Origin of the sequence: Agrobacterium sp. FDAARGOS_525 (assembly GCF_003938925.1) — a bacterium.
In the GTDB taxonomy this organism is placed as follows: Bacteria; Pseudomonadota; Alphaproteobacteria; order Rhizobiales; family Rhizobiaceae; genus Agrobacterium; species Agrobacterium pusense.
In genome coordinates this window covers 833,921-851,581 of sequence record NZ_RKIU01000003.1, presented here as the reverse complement: position 1 = coordinate 851,581, position 17,661 = coordinate 833,921, and the positions used below count along the sequence as shown (strand labels likewise).

Annotated in this window: 14 protein-coding genes and 1 riboswitch; of the genes, 10 read left to right on the top strand and 4 right to left on the bottom strand. The window is 59.1% G+C overall.

Going from position 1 to position 17,661, the window contains the following annotated elements; all coding sequences use genetic code 11:
* Positions 1-114 precede the first annotated feature (114 nt).
* Complete coding sequence (locus EGT36_RS05365; RefSeq protein ID WP_037090140.1) at positions 115-324, top strand: hypothetical protein; 210 nt, start codon at positions 115-117, stop codon at positions 322-324.
* A gap of 81 nt (positions 325-405) precedes the next feature.
* On the opposite strand, the gene EGT36_RS05360 is transcribed toward EGT36_RS05365, so the two are convergent.
* Positions 406-2,172: a glucan ABC transporter ATP-binding protein/ permease gene (locus tag EGT36_RS05360; RefSeq protein WP_004443992.1), complete on the bottom strand. Its 1,767-nt coding sequence runs from the start codon at positions 2,170-2,172 to the stop codon at positions 406-408.
* Positions 2,173-2,507: 335 nt separating this feature from the next.
* Here EGT36_RS05360 and EGT36_RS05355 point away from each other — a divergent pair, with 335 nt between their 5' ends.
* From EGT36_RS05355 to EGT36_RS05330, 6 genes are all read left to right on the top strand, one after another.
* Entirely contained in the window at positions 2,508-3,245 is a 738-nt protein-coding gene (locus EGT36_RS05355) for a helix-turn-helix transcriptional regulator (protein ID WP_004443990.1), read from the top strand.
* 105 nt (positions 3,246-3,350) lie between these two features.
* Positions 3,351-6,812: a pyruvate carboxylase gene (pyc, locus tag EGT36_RS05350; protein WP_125270116.1), complete on the top strand. Its 3,462-nt coding sequence runs from the start codon at positions 3,351-3,353 to the stop codon at positions 6,810-6,812.
* A 122-nt stretch (positions 6,813-6,934) separates the two neighbouring features.
* Positions 6,935-7,714 (top strand): DeoR/GlpR family DNA-binding transcription regulator, encoded by a 780-nt coding sequence (locus tag EGT36_RS05345; RefSeq protein ID WP_037090142.1) that lies wholly within the window; start codon positions 6,935-6,937, stop codon positions 7,712-7,714.
* A 33-nt stretch (positions 7,715-7,747) separates the two neighbouring features.
* Positions 7,748-8,938 carry an MFS transporter gene (locus tag EGT36_RS05340; protein WP_125270115.1) on the top strand — a complete coding sequence of 397 codons (1,191 nt, stop codon included), beginning with the start codon at positions 7,748-7,750 and terminating at the stop codon, positions 8,936-8,938.
* A gap of 120 nt (positions 8,939-9,058) precedes the next feature.
* A complete protein-coding gene (gene ispG / locus EGT36_RS05335; protein ID WP_037090144.1) occupies positions 9,059-10,309 on the top strand; it encodes a flavodoxin-dependent (E)-4-hydroxy-3-methylbut-2-enyl-diphosphate synthase in 1,251 nt (416 codons plus the stop codon).
* A gap of 66 nt (positions 10,310-10,375) precedes the next feature.
* On the top strand, positions 10,376-11,038 hold the full coding sequence (locus EGT36_RS05330; RefSeq protein ID WP_004443979.1) for a YiaD family glycine zipper/OmpA-like lipoprotein: 663 nt from the start codon (positions 10,376-10,378) through the stop codon (positions 11,036-11,038).
* Between the two features lie 31 nt (positions 11,039-11,069).
* On the opposite strand, the gene EGT36_RS05325 is transcribed toward EGT36_RS05330, so the two are convergent.
* On the bottom strand, positions 11,070-11,984 hold the full coding sequence (locus tag EGT36_RS05325; RefSeq protein WP_037090318.1) for a polyprenyl synthetase family protein: 915 nt from the start codon (positions 11,982-11,984) through the stop codon (positions 11,070-11,072).
* Positions 11,985-12,221: 237 nt separating this feature from the next.
* Between EGT36_RS05325 and mtgA the strand changes: the two genes are divergently transcribed.
* A complete protein-coding gene (gene mtgA / locus EGT36_RS05320) occupies positions 12,222-12,869 on the top strand; it encodes a monofunctional biosynthetic peptidoglycan transglycosylase (RefSeq protein ID WP_286084048.1) in 648 nt (215 codons plus the stop codon).
* A gap of 15 nt (positions 12,870-12,884) precedes the next feature.
* Here the strand turns inward: mtgA and EGT36_RS05315 are convergent, their stop codons facing one another.
* The gene (locus tag EGT36_RS05315) at positions 12,885-13,904 is read right to left on the bottom strand and encodes an aldose epimerase family protein (RefSeq protein WP_037090145.1); all 1,020 of its coding nucleotides are present in this window, start codon (positions 13,902-13,904) and stop codon (positions 12,885-12,887) included.
* A 76-nt stretch (positions 13,905-13,980) separates the two neighbouring features.
* Positions 13,981-14,907: a homoserine O-acetyltransferase MetA gene (metA, locus tag EGT36_RS05310; protein WP_022556978.1), complete on the bottom strand. Its 927-nt coding sequence runs from the start codon at positions 14,905-14,907 to the stop codon at positions 13,981-13,983.
* An 84-nt stretch (positions 14,908-14,991) separates the two neighbouring features.
* Positions 14,992-15,068, bottom strand: a riboswitch (SAM riboswitch).
* A gap of 89 nt (positions 15,069-15,157) precedes the next feature.
* Here metA and EGT36_RS05305 point away from each other — a divergent pair.
* On the top strand, positions 15,158-15,811 hold the full coding sequence (locus EGT36_RS05305) for a thiamine diphosphokinase (protein ID WP_037090146.1): 654 nt from the start codon (positions 15,158-15,160) through the stop codon (positions 15,809-15,811).
* 4 nt (positions 15,812-15,815) lie between these two features.
* Entirely contained in the window at positions 15,816-17,642 is a 1,827-nt protein-coding gene (locus tag EGT36_RS05300) for an ABC-F family ATP-binding cassette domain-containing protein (RefSeq protein ID WP_037090149.1), read from the top strand.
* Positions 17,643-17,661: the final 19 nt, after the last annotated feature.

Sequence of the window (17,661 nt, the reverse complement as noted above, 5' to 3'; positions counted from 1 at the left end):
CGGCGATACAGGGCCGGCAAGAACGCTCAGTGGGCGGTCAATGCGAAGCAAGGCACGATGGCAGCAAATCGAGACCGATAGACCATTTCACATATTCCGACGCATGAAGGGCAGATGCTGTACAGAGACTTCTTGGTCCCCCGTGGCTACAGCATCACCCGTGAGGCGATGGATGCATCGCAGACAGCGCGGCGGGGTATAGAGTTTTCCAAGCCGCAAGCTCCGAATGAGATCGACCGAGAAATTGAACTTCTCAGCGCAACGGCTGCAAAAAAATTGGGTGGTGAATATGACGGTTGGGGGACTGAGGTAGAAGCTTCGTGATGTCCCGATATTTTCGAAGCAGACAACGAAAAAGGGCGGACACGACAGTGCCCGCCCTTTTTGCATTCCATTCGTTGAGCCTCAGGAGGCTATCGCCTTTGGCCGGGGCTGCTGGCCTTCGTCTTCCGTCAGCAGGCCGCTGGTGCGCAGCAGCGAGGTAAAGCGACCGCCGCGTTGGCTTAGCTCATCGAAGGTGCCCTTTTCGATGATCCGGCCCTGATCGAGGAACAGGACGAGATCGGCATCGCGGACAGTGGAAAGGCGATGGGCGATGATGAAGGTCGTGCGGTTCTTTCTGAGCGCATCCACTGCGGCCTTCACACGGGCTTCGGTTTCCACGTCGAGTGCACTGGTTGCCTCGTCGAGAACCAGAATGGGGGCGTTCTTCAGGATCGCACGGGCGATGGCGATACGCTGGCGCTCGCCGCCGGACAGGCGGTTGCCGCGTTCACCAACCTGGGTCAGATAGCCGTTGATGCGGCTGTCGATGAAATCCGTCGCCGCAGCGGCCGCCGCTGCTTCAACCACTTCGGCATCGGTGGCCGATTCACGACCAAGGCGTATATTTTCGCGGATCGAGCGGTTCAGCAGGCCGGCATCCTGAAACACCGTGGCGATGGAGTTGCGAAGCGAATTTTTCGTCACCGTCGAAATATCGGTTCCATCGATCAGGATCTGGCCGGAATCGGGATCATAGACCCGCTGCAGCAGGTTGATGAGCGTCGTCTTGCCGGCACCTGTCGGTCCGACGATCGCGATCGTCTCGCCGGCCCTGGCCGTAAACGAGACATCGTGAACGCCCTGCTTGGTGTTGGCAAAACCGAAATTGACATTGCGGAATTCCACGGTGCCGGAGACATTCGACAATTCACGGGCATCGCCCGGTTCTTCCCGTTCCTTGACGGAATCCTCGAGGACGAAGAAGTCCTCAAGCTTGGCGCGGGCTTCGAAAATCTGCGTCACGAACTGGCGCATCTGGTCCAGACGGCCTATCAGGAGATTGGCGAAACCGATGAAGGCGATGACATCGCCGACGCGCAGCTCGCCGTTCTTCACCAGCACGGTGCCGATCACGAGAATGATCATCATCGAAACGGTGGAGGCCGTGCGGTTCAGAGCGCTCGCAAAGGCCCACCAGTCGAGCACGGGATATTGCGCACTTAGAAGCTTTTCGGTGAAGGACTTCAGCGCTTTGGTTTCAGCCTCGATGCGGTTGTAGCTGTGCAGTACGGAAACGTTGCTGATGGAATCGCTGACATGGGCAAAAACGCTGTGATAATGCTCTTCGACCGAAGCCTGACCATCCTTGGTGCGGCCCATCACCCATTTGCCGATGAACCAGTAGACGATGCCGAGGCCAATCAGCACGAAGCTGAGGCGCAGGTCCATGGACATGGCGGTGGGCACAAGCAGCACCAGCGCAACGAAGGTCGCGAGATGGGTGCGCATGAATTCCAGCCATAGGCCGAAGAGCGTTTCGCTGGCGCGCAAGAGGGTGTGCAGGGCATTGGACGTGCCGCGCTGATGGTGCCAGGAAAGCGGCATCGAGATGATGCGCCCGAAGGCCTCCGTCAGGAGCGAAGCGCGCCTGCCATGCGCCAGCCGGTCGGCTTCGCGGGCGACGGCTACGTAAGCCACGGTGTTGAAGACGCCGAACCCCGCCCACAATATGAGAATGGACGTGACATTGGAGCCAGAAGAAATGGCGTCGATGATCCGGCCGAACAGCACGGGTTCGGCAATGGTGATCGCTGCAAGAATGACGTTGGCGATGACGACGACGGCCACACGCCATTTATGAACGGTCAGATAGCGCAGAGCGCGTGTGTAAACCTGAAACAAGGTCAAATTTTCAATCCAGTCCGGGCGTCTTTTCGAGCGGTTGATTGTTCGGCCTCAATACGATGCTACTTTAGCAAGGTTGCATGAGACGGCGAATTTTGTGTAATTATCGCTCTTTCTGTCTGAATGGCGGCTTAACAGATTGGCCGTCCATGCGAACCGAAAAAACCTCCCGGTGTTTCCCGGGGCCTGCCGTCACAAGATTTCGCATCTTCGTTTCAGGGATTGCTAACGACGATATGTTCAATCTCACCCGACCGGCGCCCGAGTAACATGACGTCATCGCGGGACCATGTCCTTCGTGTCATCCCCTTCAAGCCAAGTCCGGACCATGTGTCTTTATGCATGATATTCTTCACTTCATCTCTGCGTGTTACCAGGCGGGAAACGCCGAACGTGTGCGTTCAGAATTTGCAACGCTCATTCGGGAATATGGTTTCGAATATTTCCTTGTCAGCAGACGCATGACCGGCGAGCTGGCCTCTACCGGCCAAATCCTTGCGCAACATTTGCCGGAAGGCTGGATAGAGGTTTACAGGGCCAAGAAATACAACCTCGTCGATCCCGTCCGCAAAGTGATCGGCATGGTGCACAAACCCTTTCATTGGAAAGAGGCGCTGGAGGGGCTTCCCCGCGCCATGCATCGGAAAAGGGCGAGCGTGTTTTTCCACGATGCCGGCCGTTACGGCTTGCAGGGCGGTTATGCTTTTCCCGTGCATGGACGGGCGGGATTCATAGGTGCGGTGTTCATAGGTGGACAGGACCGGCAATTGCCCTCCTTGCAGGTGGAACTGCTCGATGCAGCGACCCGGGCGGTCTTCTGGCGCCTGCTCGATCTTTCAGGTCAGGCCCATGATCTCAGCAATATTCCAGACGGTTCCGCTCTTGAGCTCACACGGCGTGAGACGGAAGTGCTGGCGCTGATGGCGGATGGCATGACATCGGCGGAGATCGGCCGCAAGCTATCCATCTCCAACCATACGGTCGACTGGTATATAAACGGGATTCAGCGTCGTTTCAGCGCCAAGAACCGGCAGCACACCGTCGCACTCGCGTTCCGCCATGGCTTGCTGAGCTAGCGCAAACAGAACAGTTCTCGCCGGAATTGCCCTTTCCAAGACGGGGTTTTGCTGCTTAATTCCGCAGTGCAGCAGAATTTTGTTTTGGCGTGTGGGGAGACCGTCTTGAAAATATCGAAAATACTTGTTGCCAACCGATCCGAAATTGCGATCCGCGTTTTCCGGGCAGCCAACGAGCTCGGGATAAAAACCGTTGCGATTTGGGCGGAAGAGGACAAGCTGTCTTTGCACCGCTTCAAGGCGGACGAGTCCTATCAGGTCGGCAGGGGGCCGCATCTCGCCAAGGATATGGGACCGATCGCGAGCTATCTTTCGATCGAGGAGGTTATCCGCGTTGCGAAGCTCTCCGGAGCGGACGCGATTCATCCCGGTTACGGTCTTCTGTCTGAAAGCCCCGAATTCGTGGAGGCCTGCAACAAGGCGGGCATCACCTTCATCGGACCGACGGCGGATACGATGCGCCAGCTCGGCAACAAGGTCGCCGCCCGTAATCTGGCGATTTCGGTTGGCGTTCCCGTCGTTCCCGCCACCGACCCACTGCCGGACGACATGGCGGAAGTGGAGCGTATGGCCGAGGAGATCGGTTATCCCGTCATGCTCAAGGCCTCCTGGGGCGGTGGTGGCCGTGGCATGCGCGCCATCCGTAAAAAGGAAGACCTCGCTCGCGAGGTGACGGAAGCCAAGCGCGAGGCCAAGGCCGCCTTTGGCAAGGACGAAGTCTATCTCGAAAAGCTGGTCGAGCGTGCGCGTCACGTCGAAAGCCAGATTCTCGGCGACACGCACGGCAATGTCGTGCATCTGTTCGAGCGTGATTGTTCGATCCAGCGGCGAAATCAAAAGGTCGTCGAGCGTGCGCCCGCGCCCTATCTGAGCGAAGCACAGCGTCAGGAGCTCGCTTCCTACTCCCTGAAGATTGCGGGTGCCACGAATTATATCGGTGCAGGCACGGTCGAATATCTGATGGATGCCGACACCGGAAAATTCTACTTCATCGAGGTCAATCCGCGCATTCAGGTGGAACATACCGTTACGGAAGTCGTCACCGGTATCGATATCGTCAAGGCGCAGATTCACATTCTGGAAGGCGCCGCCATCGGCACGCCGGAATCCGGGGTGCCGAGGCAGGAGGATATCCGCCTGAATGGCCACGCCCTCCAGTGCCGCATTACGACGGAAGACCCGGAACACAATTTCATTCCGGATTATGGCCGTATCACCGCTTATCGCTCCGCTTCAGGCTTCGGTATCCGTCTGGACGGCGGCACGTCCTATACTGGCGCTGTCATCACCCGCTACTACGATCCGTTGCTTGTGAAGGTGACGGCCTGGGCGCCGCGGCCTGACGAGGCGATCAACCGTATGGATCGCGCTTTGCGCGAATTCCGTATCCGCGGCGTGGCGACCAACCTCACATTCCTAGAGGCCATCATCGGCCATGACAGTTTCCGCAACAATACCTATACAACCCGCTTCATCGATTCGACGCCTGAGCTTTTTGCCCAGGTCAAACGGCAGGATCGCGCTACCAAGCTTTTGACCTATCTCGCCGATGTGACCGTGAACGGCCACCCGGAAACCAAGGGACGCGCAAGGCCCTCGGACAAGGCGGCAAAGCCCATCGTGCCCTATATCGATGCGCCGACGCCCGACGGCACCAAGCAGTTGCTGGACAAGCTCGGCCCGAAGGGTTTCGCAGACTGGATGCGCAACGAAAAGCGGGTACTCGTCACGGATACGACGATGCGCGACGGACATCAGTCGCTGCTTGCGACCCGTGTCCGTACCCACGATATCGCCCGCGTCGCCAGCGCCTATGCCAAAGCGTTGCCACAGCTTCTGTCGCTGGAGTGCTGGGGCGGTGCGACATTCGACGTTTCCATGCGCTTCCTGACCGAAGACCCGTGGGAGCGTCTGGCGCTGATCCGCGAAGGTGCTCCCAACCTGCTGCTGCAGATGCTTCTGCGCGGGGCAAACGGCGTCGGGTACAAGAACTACCCGGATAACGTCGTGAAGTATTTTGTCCGTCAGGCCGCAAAGGGCGGCATTGATCTTTTCCGTGTCTTCGATTGCCTGAACTGGGTGGAGAATATGCGGGTCTCGATGGATGCCATCTCGGAGGAAAACAAGCTCTGTGAAGCGGCCATCTGCTACACCGGAGACATCCTCAATTCGGCGCGTCCGAAATACGACCTTAAATATTACACCAATCTCGCCCAGGAACTGGAACGCGCAGGTGCGCATATTATTGCCGTCAAGGATATGGCCGGCCTGCTGAAACCGGCTGCCGCCAAGGTTCTGTTCAAGGCGCTGCGGGAAGAAACGGGTCTGCCGATCCATTTCCACACCCATGATACGTCAGGAATTGCGGCAGCGACGGTTCTTGCCGCCGTGGATGCGGGTGTCGACGCGGTCGATGCCGCGATGGACGCCTTCTCTGGCAATACGTCGCAGCCGTGCCTTGGTTCGATCGTGGAAGCGCTTGCCGGGTCGGAACGCGATACGGGCCTCGATACCGAATGGATTCGCCGCATTTCCTTCTATTGGGAGGCCGTGCGCAACCAATATGCGGCTTTCGAAAGCGATCTCAAGGGGCCGGCGTCGGAAGTCTATCTGCACGAAATGCCGGGTGGTCAGTTCACCAACCTCAAGGAACAGGCGCGTTCGCTGGGTCTCGAAAGCCGTTGGCACGAAGTGGCGCAGGCTTATGCCGATGCCAACAGGATGTTCGGCGATATCGTCAAGGTGACGCCGTCTTCGAAAGTCGTCGGTGACATGGCGCTGATGATGGTCAGCCAGGATCTGACAGTGGCCGACGTACAGAATTCCGAGCGCGAGGTCTCTTTCCCGGAGTCCGTGGTTTCCATGCTGAAGGGCGATCTCGGACAATCGCCCGGCGGTTGGCCGGAAGCCCTGCAGAAAAAAGCGTTGAAGGGCGAAGCGCCCTATACCGTTCGCCCGGGTTCACTATTGGCGGATGCCGATCTCGATGCCGAACGGGAGACCATCGAGACCAAGCTGGAGCGCAAGGTCGATGATTTCGAATTCGCGTCCTATCTGATGTATCCGAAGGTATTCACGGATTTCGCGCTCACCGCCGAAACCTATGGTCCGGTCTCGGTGCTTCCCACCCATGCCTATTTCTACGGAATGGAGGATGGCGAGGAACTGTTTGCAGATATCGAGCGCGGCAAGACGCTGGTCATCGTCAATCAGGCTTCATCCGGCGTTGACGACAAGGGCATGGTGACGGTGTTTTTCGAAATCAATGGTCAGCCGCGCCGTATCAAGGTGCCGGATCGGACGCATGGTGCTTCCGGCTCTGCCGTGCGCCGCAAGGCCGAACCTGGCAACGTGGCGCATGTCGGGGCACCGATGCCGGGTGTCATCAGCCGCGTCTTCGTCAATCAAGGCCAGGAGGTCAAGGCTGGCGATGTTTTGCTCTCCATCGAGGCGATGAAGATGGAAACGGCGCTTCACGCCGAGCGGGATGGCAAGATCGCGGAAGTTCTGGTGCGCCCGGGCGACCAGATCGATGCGAAGGATCTACTGATCGCTTACGCGGAATAAATACATTCGTCGATAGAACAGTCAGACGCCCGCCTTCCCGGCGGGCGTTTTTTATTGCGCTTCCCTGGAAACTCGAATATGCATGTTCATGCACGTTTATTCCTGTTTATGCATGAGTCTGCATGAGTGATCATTTCGTCAGCGAGCGGCAGGCGCTCATCCTCGAACAGTTGCGGCAGAGCGGCCGTGTGCTGGCGCAGGACCTCGCCCAAAACTTTGGCGTTTCTGAAGACACGGTTCGCCGCGACCTGCGAGAGATGGCGGCCCGTGGGGAATGCATGCGCGTTTATGGCGGCGCCCTGCTCTCGGATAGCAAGACGGTGCCGCTGAAGACGCGGATCGCCGAGGATGCGGACCGCAAGGCTCTGCTGGCCCGCGCCGTTGTCCCGCTTCTCAAGCCGGGCATGGTCGTTTTCATCGATGCCGGTTCGACGAACCTCGCCATTGCCAGGGCGATCCCGGCTGGTCTCAATGTAACGGTGGTGACGAATACGCCCGCCATTGCCGCCGAACTGACGGGGCGGCCGGATATCGATCTTGTGCTGATCGGTGGCAAGGTTGATCCCGCCGTTGGTGCGGCAATCGATGCAATGGCGCTGCGGCAGCTCGAATTGATGCGACCCGATCTCTGTGTTCTCGGGGTCTGTGGTGTCGCTGTCGAGACCGGCCTGTCGGCCGATGTCTTCGAGGATGCCGTTTTCAAGCGGCTCGCCTGCAGCGCCAGCCAGCGGATTGTCGCTGCAATCACCACCGAGAAGCTGGGGCATAAGGCAGCGTTCCACGTGCATGATTTTTCGCCGCCGCTTTCCCTTGTGCTGGAACGGGATGCCGACCGCGTATTGGTCGAGGGCGTGTCGAGCCGAGGTGTAGACGTTTATTGCGGCGACGATGCCGTCGCCTGATTTTCACATGGTCAAGTCTGAAGGATATAGCCGATGAATGGCCCCACCACATTTTCGCAGACGGGTGCACGCTCGTCCTATCTGACGCGTCATCGTATCGGCGTTTCCCTGCTGTTCTTGATGAACGGGTTCATGATGGGATCATGGGCGCCCAAGATTCCCGAATTTGCGGCGCGTCTTTCCCTTAGTGAAAGCGCGCTTGGTCTCATCATCCTGGTCTTCGGTATCGGCTCGCTGGTTTTCATGCCGATCGCCGGCTCGCAGATCGCCCGTTTTGGCTCCCGGACGGTCAGTCTCGTGACCGCGGCGATCTTTCTGCCTACACTGCTTTTGATCTCCTGGGCGGGAACCGTCTGGGCCGGGGTAATCGCGGTTTTCCTGTTTGGCGGCCTGACGGGAGCGATGGATGTCGCCATGAATGCCAATTCGGTAGCGGTTGAGCGCGATATGCGCCGCGCCATCATGTCATCCTGCCACGCATTCTGGAGCCTCGGCGGCCTCATCGGGGCCGGTCTCGGCGGTTATCTCATCACGGCCATCGGCGTGCAGGGGCATGCCATTGTGCTGACGGTCATCGCATTCGTACTGCTGATCGTGGCATGGCCGCGTGTGCTTGCAGATCGTCCGCACCCGGAGGAAGAGCGCCCGAAAGGCGGCCTGCCGCTGACGCCGCTGCCGTGGATCATCGGCCTGATGGCCCTTTTCTCGATGATCCCGGAAGGCGCAATCCTCGACTGGGGCGCTCTTTATCTGCGCAACGAGCTCGGAGCTTCGGTGTCACAATCCGGCTTCGCCTTTGCGGCTTTTTCGATGACCATGGCGGCCATGCGTTTTGCCGGCGATCTGGTGCGCGACCGCTTCGGGGCTGTGACGACCCTGCGCTTCTGTTCGGCCATGTCGATTATCGGTCTTCTTATCGCCGGTATTGCGGGAAATTCCACCATCGCGATCGTCGGCTTCGCGATTGCGGGCATCGGCATCTCCAACATGGTGCCCATTGCCTTCTCAGCGGCGGGCAATATGCCGGGCCTGGCACCGGGAATCGGCCTTTCGGTCGTCACCACCATGGGTTATTCCGGCATTCTGGTGGCGCCATCGGCGATTGGCTTCATTGCGGAACATACCGGTCTCGCCAGCGTCTTCCTGTTTCTCCCGTTACTGCATGTGGTGGTTCTGCTACTTTCGCGGCTCGCCCGTCATGCCGACGGTGCTGGCAAGGAATAGGCGTATCGAATTTTGCCATGATTGCGGTAAAGTAGAAGCTCCAGCGCGTTGGGTGTTGACAAGAAGTCCCCCTTGTTTCACCTCAATTGCAAGACCTTGCTGCAAGCTCCAGAGACCGCCATGACGTCACAAGCCGATTACGACCCGAAGCCCCGCCGCGCCTCCGTCGCCGTAGACGTCGGCGGCGTCATCGTCGGTGGCGGCGCACCCGTCGTCGTGCAGTCGATGACCAATACCGATACGGCTGATATCGACGCCACCGTCAGCCAAGTGGCGGCGCTGTTCCGGGCAGGTTCGGAAATCGTCCGTATCACCGTTGACCGGGATGAGAGTGCGGCCGCCGTGCCGAAAATTCGTGAACGGCTGCTGCGTCTTGGAATGGATGTGCCGCTGGTCGGTGATTTTCATTATATTGGCCACAAGCTTCTGGCCGACCACCCGGCCTGTGCCGAAGCGCTGGCGAAATACCGCATCAATCCGGGCAATGTCGGTTTCAAGGACAAGAAGGACAAGCAGTTCGGCGAGATCGTCGAAATGGCGATCCGTTACGACAAGCCCGTTCGCATCGGTGTCAACTGGGGATCTCTGGATCAGGAATTGCTGACTACGCTGATGGACAGGAACAAGGAAGAGGGCTTTCCGCTTTCCGCCCGTCAGGTCACGCGGGAGGCCATTGTTCAGTCGGCGCTGATTTCCGCCGAGCTTGCCGAAGAGATCGGCCTGCCGCGCAACCGTATCATCCTCTCGGCCAAGGTCAGCCAGGTGCAGGACCTGATTGCCGTCTATTCGATGTTGTCTGAACGCTCCGACCACGCCCTCCATCTCGGTCTCACGGAAGCCGGCATGGGTTCAAAGGGTATCGTCGCCTCGTCCGCCGCCATGGGTTATGTGTTGCAGCATGGTATTGGCGATACGATCCGCGTTTCACTGACGCCTGAGCCGAATGGCGACCGCACCCGCGAGGTGCAGGTGGCGCAGGAATTGCTGCAGGTCATGGGTTTCCGTCAGTTCATTCCGGTGGTTGCGGCATGTCCCGGCTGCGGGCGTACCACGTCGACGGTATTTCAGGAACTGGCGCAGAACATCCAGAACGATATCCGCAAGAATATGCCGGTCTGGCGTGAAAAATATCCCGGCGTCGAGGCATTAAATGTCGCCGTCATGGGTTGCATCGTAAATGGTCCCGGTGAAAGCAAGCACGCGGATATCGGCATTTCGCTGCCCGGAACGGGCGAAAGCCCGGCGGCGCCGGTCTTTATCGATGGAGAGAAAGCCCTCACCCTGCGTGGCCCCAACATAGCCGCTGATTTCGAAGCGCTTGTGACCGATTACATCGAAAAGCGTTTTGGCCGGAAAGACGCGGCGGAGTAACGAGTAGCGTGAAAAGGCCGCAATTCCACTGTCATACCTCCTGACCCTTTCGGAGCATCAAAACACATGATCAAAAAAATCGCGATCGTCGCCCTTTGCGGCACCTATCTATCCGCCTGCACCACCACCGATCCCTATACGGGCGAGCAGAAGATGTCGAACACGGCCGGCGGCGCGGGTATCGGCGCTGTTGTCGGTGCGCTCGGCGGTCTGGCTGTGGGCGGTTCGCCGGTCGGACGCCGTAACGCTGCCCTGATCGGCGCCGGCATCGGCGCGCTCGCTGGCGGCGCCATCGGCAATTACATGGATGGCCAGGAAGCGGAACTCCGCGCGCAGCTTCAGGGGACCGGCGTTTCGGTGACCCGCCGTGGCGACAGCATTGTTCTCAACATGCCGTCGAATATCACCTTTGCCACGGATCAGGATCAGGTCATTCCGCCCTTCTATCAGACGCTCGATTCCGTTGCGATCGTGCTGAACAAGTTCAACCGCACGCTGATCGACATCAACGGCCATACCGACTCGACCGGTAGCCTCGCCCACAATCAGGGGCTTTCGGAACGCCGCGCCGCGTCGGTTGCCAACTATCTCGGCGCACGCGGTGTCGATCAACGACGCATTTCAACACTTGGCTTTGGGCCTTCGCAGCCCATCGCCTCGAACGCAACGTCTGATGGTCGCGCCCAAAACCGCCGTGTGGAAGTGTTGATTTCGCCGCTTAAGGGCTGATCGACTTGAGAGGCTGAGCGGGAAAACCCACTCAGCTTTTTCGTTCTGCGATAAATCTGGCGGCCGCGATGAGAATCGCGGCCTTTTCGCCATAGGGAGCCAGGAGTTCGCTGGCCTCTGCCACCTGTTCCTGAAGTTTGCGACGCGCCCAGTCTTGGCCGCGCAGCGCCACCAGCGTTCCCTTGCCGCGTGCGGCATCCTTGCCGGTCGCCTTGCCCATGGTGGCGGCGTCGGCCGTCAAATCCAGGAGATCGTCTGCCAGCTGGAAGGCGAGGCCGATTTTTTCTCCAAAGAGGCGTAGCCTCTGCCTTTCGCAATCATCGCTACCGGCGATGATTGCGCCCGCCTCGCAGGCGAAGCGCAGCAGTGCGCCGGTTTTCATAGCCTGCAATGTAATAATGCCGGTTTCGTCCGGTGCGTTCTTTTCCGCGGCGAGATCAAGCGCCTGCCCGCCGGCCATGCCGCCGATGCCCGCTGCGCGGGCAAGCGAAAGCACGAGCGCGGCCTTGCGCCCGGCCGCGAGCGGATTTTCTTCCGATGCAATGATATCAAAGGCCAGTGTCAGCAGGCTGTCGCCAGCGAGGATGGCGGTCGGCTCGTCGAATTTGCGATGCACCGTTGGCTGGCCACGACGCAGGTCGTCGTCATCCATAGCCGGCAGATCGTCGTGAACCAGCGAATAGCAATGGAGGCATTCCAGCGCGGCACCGGCAAAAAGCGCAGCTTCTCCATCTCCGCCGAGGAGTGCGGCGCTTTCGATGACGAGGAAGGGCCGCAGGCGTTTACCGCCGTTCAGCACGCCGTGGCGCATGGCCTCGAGCAGGTTCTGCGGACGCGCGATCTCATCCGCGCGTGTCTCGCCGGAGAGCAGGCGGCCAAGCAGGGCTTCGGTCCTGGCGGCGTTCTCGCGCAGCCGTGTTTCGAAATTCGTCATCTGAGCGTCCATGCCGCGCTCTTTGGCACGCCGCGCGAATGCAGGCAAACCTTTTCGTGATTCCCCAACTCAACTGTCGCGCCGGACTCGCCTTGAAGACGGCAATGGACTATGAAAGGCTTCAACTGGCGTGGGGTGCGGGGACGGATAGTGAGCAGTACGCCTGAAAGCGACGCAGATTACGCCGTGCTGGCGGAAGACCGGAGCAGTCCGAAGGTGGATTTTCGCACGTTGGCCAAGCGCATCATCATGACCTTGCTGGCATTGCTCATCCTGCCTTATCTGCTGATTCCGGTTTATGCGTTGCCCTTCATCCGGCCCGTGTCGACGCTGATGCTTGCCGATCTGGTCACGCTGCAAGGCTATGACAGGCGCTGGGTGCCGCTAGAGGATATTTCACCGCGCCTCGTGCAATCGGTGATGATGTCCGAGGATGGGCAATTCTGTTTTCACGGCGGGGTTGACTGGAACCAGATGCAGTCCGTGGTCAGCAATGCGCTCGACGGGGCCGCGACGCGCGGCGCCAGCACCATCCCGATGCAGACGGCCAAAAACCTGTTTTTATGGAACGGTCGTTCGTTTCTGCGCAAGGCACTGGAATTGCCGCTGGCGATTGCCGCCGATTTCGTCTGGTCAAAAAAGCGGATGATGGAGATTTATCTCAACGTCGCCGAATGGGGACCGGGTATTTACGGCATCGAGGTTGCCGCCCAGCACCATTTCAAGGTGCCGGCCGCCAAGCTCAGTTCCCGACAGGCCGCACTTCTGGCCGTTTCGCTTCCCAATCCCATTGATCGTGTGGCCAGCAAGCCGGGGCGCGGGTTGCAGAGGCTCGCCGGCCTTATCGAGCGCCGCGCCCGCGCCTCGGGCAGCTATGTCGGCTGCGTGCTGGATTGATACCAGCGCGCCGCTTCAGCCCTTCTTGAAAATATAGTCGGTTTCCTGGCGCAGCGTCTCGCCCGGCCGTAGGATGGCATGCGGAAAATCAGGGTGGTTGACGGCATCCGGCCAGATCTGTGTTTCCAGGCAGAAACCGGCAAAGGGACCGTAGTGACGGCCTTCGAGGCCCGGAACGGGAACGTCCAGCTTGAAAGCCGAATAAAACTGCACACCGGGTTCGGTGGTGTGAACCTCGAGAGCTATATCAGAGGCTGGCGAATAAGCGCGGGCGACCTTGCGCTTGGCGCGGCGCTCGGGCGAAAGGCAGAAATTATGGTCGTAGAGAACCTGCTCACCATTTTCGCTGCGCCGCATCGGCGTCGGGTGGCGAAGGTCGAAGACGGTGCCTTCGACGGAACGGATTTCGCCGGTCGGTATCTGCTTGTCGTTGGTGGGCAGGTAAAAGTCAGCCGCGATGCTGATCTCATGCCCAAGTGCGGTGTCGGCGCCATCGAGATTGAAATAGGAATGCTGGCACACATTGGCGATGGTCGGCTTGTCGGTCACCGTTTCATAGACCACCGACAGCACGCCGCCGTCACGGATCGTGTAGGTGGCTGTGACCGTGCAGTTGCCGGGATAACCGGCACGGCCATCGGGGTCGATGATCTGCAGAACCGCGTGGCTTTCGCCGTGTTCCATCAGCATCCAGTTGCGTTTGCCCATGCCGTCGCTGCCGCCGTGCAGGTGGGTTACGCCCTTTTCATTCAGCTCCAGCTGGTATTCGTGACCGTCGATCGAAAATCTGCCATTGCCGATGCGGTTGGCGTTACGGCCGGGTGTGGCGCCGAAATAGGAGGAATATTTATAATCCTCGAATTTGTCGAAGCCGAGAACGAGCGGCGGCTGGTGACCCTCAAGGCGCAAATCCTGGATGACGGCACCCCAGGTAATGACCTTCGCTGTAAGCCCACCTTTCGAAATGGTGACACGCTCGACCTTTTCGCCCGTTGCCGTGAAACCAAAATTCTCCCGTGCTGCCCCGTCGCTCATAACATCATTCTCCCGGTTGCCATGAATTGCCGGGCGGACGTTGCGTCATTTCCCGGCAATTCGCAATCCCGCAAATTCAGGCCGCCAGCTGGCCGATGGCCTCGAGTTCATACGGTGTGGTCTGGTATATCTCGTTGATCCAGTTTCCGAAAAACAGATGGGCATGACTGCGCCAGCGGTTAAGGGGCGCGAGTTCGGGGTCGTTATGCGGAAAATAATCATGCGGCAGCTTGATCGGCACGCCGGCGTGAACATCGCGGAAATACTCTTCCGAAAGCGATGTCGAATCATATTCGACATGATTGAACATATAGAGACGGTTGCCTGCCTTCTCATGTACCAGACATACACCCATTTCCTCCGACTCCATGAGGATTTCGAGTTCCGGATGTTTTTCGATGTCGGCGCGGCGCACTTCCGTCCAGCGTGACACGGGAACCTGGAAATCGTCCGAAAAACCATTGAGGTAGATCGACGAGGGGCAAAGATTGCGGTGGCGGTAAACACCGAAAGCCTTTTCCTTCAGCTCGTATTTAGGCACGCCGTGGAAGTGATAGATGGCGGCCATCGCGCCCCAGCAGACGTTGAGGGTCGAATGGACATTGGTCCGCGTCCACTCGAAAATCTTTTGCATTTCATTCCAGTAGGTGACGTCCTCATAGTCCAGCAGCTCAATGGGAGCACCGGTGATGATGAAACCGTCGAACTTGCGGTGACGCACCTCTTCCCACGTCTCGTAGAAGGAGAGGAGATGTTCTTCCGGTGTGTTCTTGGCGCGATGACCGCCGATGCGCACGAGCGACAACTCAACCTGAAGCGGCGAGGCGCCAACGAGGCGCGCCATCTGGATTTCCGTCTTGATCTTGTTCGGCATGAGGTTGAGAAGCCCGATCTGGAGCGGGCGGATATCCTGTCGGATGGCCGCCGTTTCGGTCATGACCCGCACGCCCTCGTGAACGAGGGTTTCAAAGGCGGGAAGCGTATCGGGAATCTTGATCGGCATGTCGAACTCTCTTTTCCGGATCACGTAAAGAACGTTGCGAAAACAAAAAAACCGGCAGCGGAAATCGCGACCGGTCCCAGGAAATTGCCTTTTTCCTCGACCCTTTAGCGACTTCTTTAAAGTGGCTGCAAGCCGGTCGGCAAATCACCACTAAGGCGTTTCATAATCCCGAAGCCGACGAAAATCAATATGGACGGTTTTCGGAGGCTTTCGGCTTTCCATTTTCGGCCGAGGTGCGATAAGGCAGGGCATGGATAAAGCGCACTTCACCATTCTGCTCGGCGGCGATGTTTCGGTTACTGATCGTCTCAGGGACGCGGTCGCGGGTAGCCGCGTGATCGCGGCTGATGGCGGCATGCGCCACGCCCGGCCGCTTGGCCTCACACCGGAGTTGTGGGTCGGGGATTTCGATTCCGCCAGCAAAGAGTTGCTGGATGCCTGGCCCGGTGTGACACGGCAGCCTTACCCGGCAGCAAAGGCGGTGACCGATGGTGAGATAGCGGTCTCGGAGGCGCTCGCCCGCGGCGCCGGTACGCTGGTGCTTGTCGGCGCGCTCGGGGGTGCACGAAGCGACCATGCCCTCCAGCACCTCCTTTACGCCGTCGCGCTTGCCGAACGTGGTCTCGATGTTTCGCTCACCTCCGGCGAGGAAGAGGCCCGGCCGCTGCTCCCGGGCTCGCTTGATGTCTCTCTACCCGCAGGCTCGCTTTTCTCGGTGGCCGGCTTCACAGCCCTGAAGGGGCTGGATATCGGCAATGTGCGTTACCCGCTGGAGGATTTCGCGCTTGCTTTCGGTTCCTCCCGCACTATTTCCAATGTCGCGAATGGCGGCCCTGTGCATTTTTCGCTTAAAAGCGGAAAAGCCATCGTGCTCGCCCGCCCTTATGATCTGACCGGAGCCTGACGCCTTGGCACCCCCTATTTTGAAACTCGATGACATCAAGCTGACCTTCGGCGTTACCCCGCTGCTGGACGGCGCCAATCTCCAGGTGGAGCCGGGCGACCGCATCTGCCTTGTTGGACGCAACGGTTCCGGCAAGTCCACGCTGATGAAGATCGCAGCGGGCCTTGTCGAGGCCCAGTCGGGAGAGGTTTTCCGTCATCCCGCTGCAACCATCCGTTATCTGGAACAGGCTCCGGATTTTGCCGGTTACGATACCGTTCAGGCCTATGCCGAGGCGGGGCTCGGGCCTGGCGACGATGCCTATCGGGTTACTTATCTTCTCGAGCATCTCGGGCTTACGGGTCAGGAAAATCCGGCAAACCTTTCCGGTGGTGAAGCGCGCCGCGCGGCGCTTGCCCGTGTCATGGCGCCGGAGCCCGATATTCTGATGCTGGACGAACCCACCAACCATCTGGATCTGCCGACAATCGAATGGCTTGAAAGCGAACTCCAGCAGACGCGCAGCGCGCTGGTGCTGATTTCGCACGACCGTCGTTTTCTTGAGCGGGTTTCGACCTCGACCGTCTGGCTCGATCGCGGCCAGTCCCGCCGTCTCAATCGGGGTTTTGCCCATTTCGAGGAATGGCGTGACAAGGTGCTTGAAGAGGAAGAGCTTGAACAACACAAGCTCGGCAAGGCCATCGAGCGCGAAGAACACTGGATGCGGTATGGCGTGACTGCAAGGCGCAAGCGCAACATGCGCCGTGTCGGTGAGCTTCAGGCCATGCGGGCGGAATATCGTGGGCACAAGGGGCCGCAGGGGACTGTACAGGCGACCGTCACGGAAGGCCGGGAGTCCGGCAAGCTGGTCATCGAGGCGGAGGCTATCACCAAGGCTTACGGTGAGCGCATGATTGTCGCGCCGTTCTCACTGCGGGTGCATCGCGGCGATTGCATCGGTCTCGTTGGACCGAATGGCGCGGGCAAGACAACGTTGCTGAAGATGCTCACCGGCCAGCTTGAACCAGACAGCGGCTGGGTCAAGCTCGGCACCAATCTCGAGATCGCAACGCTTGACCAGAAGCGCGAGGAGCTCAATCCCAACGATACGCTCGCACATTATTTGACCGACGGCCGGGGCGACAATCTTCTCGTCAATGGCGAGGTGAAGCATGTCACGGGTTATATGAAGGACTTTCTGTTCCAGCCGGAACAGGCCCGCACACCCATCCGCAACCTTTCCGGCGGCGAGCGTGCAAGGCTCATTCTGGCGCGTATTCTCGCCCGGCCGACCAATCTTCTGATTCTCGACGAACCGACAAACGATCTCGATATCGAAACGCTCGATCTGTTGCAGGAGATCGTGGCCGGTTTCTCCGGTACGGTCATCCTTGTCAGCCACGACCGTGATTTTCTTGACCGTACGGTCACTTCCACCATCGCGCCGGCCAATCCCGATCAACCGGACGGACGCTGGATCGAATATGCCGGTGGCTATTCGGATATGATGGCGCAGCGCAAGGGAGCTGCGGAAGAGAAACGAAAAGCTGAGAGACAGGAAAAGGCGAAAGCCGCACCTTCAGCCCCGTTTTCGCAGGAGCCTGGAAAGGCCAAGGCCAAGCTTTCGTTCAAGCAGAAATTCGCCCTCGAAAATCTCCCCAAGGAGATGGAGAAGGCGCAGGAAGAGATTGCAAAACGCGAGCAGCGCATGGCCGACCCGGAACTCTTCGCCAAGGATCAGGCGGCCTTCAACAAGCTGGCGCAGGAAATGGAAAAGCTGCGTGAAAAACTTGAGGCCATGGAAGAGGAGTGGCTGGAGCTGGAGATGCTGCGCGAGGAACTGGAAGGCTGAGCCGATCTTTCCGGCCACA

Excerpts from the sequence above, each read along its gene's own strand:
- EGT36_RS05365 (WP_037090140.1), top strand. The coding sequence starts at position 115 with ATGCTGTACAGAGACTTCTTGGTCCCCCGTGGCTACAGCATCACCCGT.
- EGT36_RS05355 (WP_004443990.1), top strand. The coding sequence starts at position 2,508 with ATGCATGATATTCTTCACTTCATCTCTGCGTGTTACCAGGCGGGAAAC.
- EGT36_RS05345 (WP_037090142.1), top strand. The coding sequence starts at position 6,935 with ATGAGTGATCATTTCGTCAGCGAGCGGCAGGCGCTCATCCTCGAACAG.
- EGT36_RS05340 (WP_125270115.1), top strand. The coding sequence starts at position 7,748 with ATGAATGGCCCCACCACATTTTCGCAGACGGGTGCACGCTCGTCCTAT.
- ispG (WP_037090144.1), top strand. The coding sequence starts at position 9,059 with ATGACGTCACAAGCCGATTACGACCCGAAGCCCCGCCGCGCCTCCGTC.
- EGT36_RS05330 (WP_004443979.1), top strand. The coding sequence starts at position 10,376 with ATGATCAAAAAAATCGCGATCGTCGCCCTTTGCGGCACCTATCTATCC.
- EGT36_RS05325 (WP_037090318.1), bottom strand. The coding sequence starts at position 11,984 with ATGGACGCTCAGATGACGAATTTCGAAACACGGCTGCGCGAGAACGCC.
- mtgA (WP_286084048.1), top strand. The coding sequence starts at position 12,222 with ATGACCTTGCTGGCATTGCTCATCCTGCCTTATCTGCTGATTCCGGTT.
- EGT36_RS05315 (WP_037090145.1), bottom strand. The coding sequence starts at position 13,904 with ATGAGCGACGGGGCAGCACGGGAGAATTTTGGTTTCACGGCAACGGGC.
- metA (WP_022556978.1), bottom strand. The coding sequence starts at position 14,907 with ATGCCGATCAAGATTCCCGATACGCTTCCCGCCTTTGAAACCCTCGTT.
- EGT36_RS05305 (WP_037090146.1), top strand. The coding sequence starts at position 15,158 with ATGGATAAAGCGCACTTCACCATTCTGCTCGGCGGCGATGTTTCGGTT.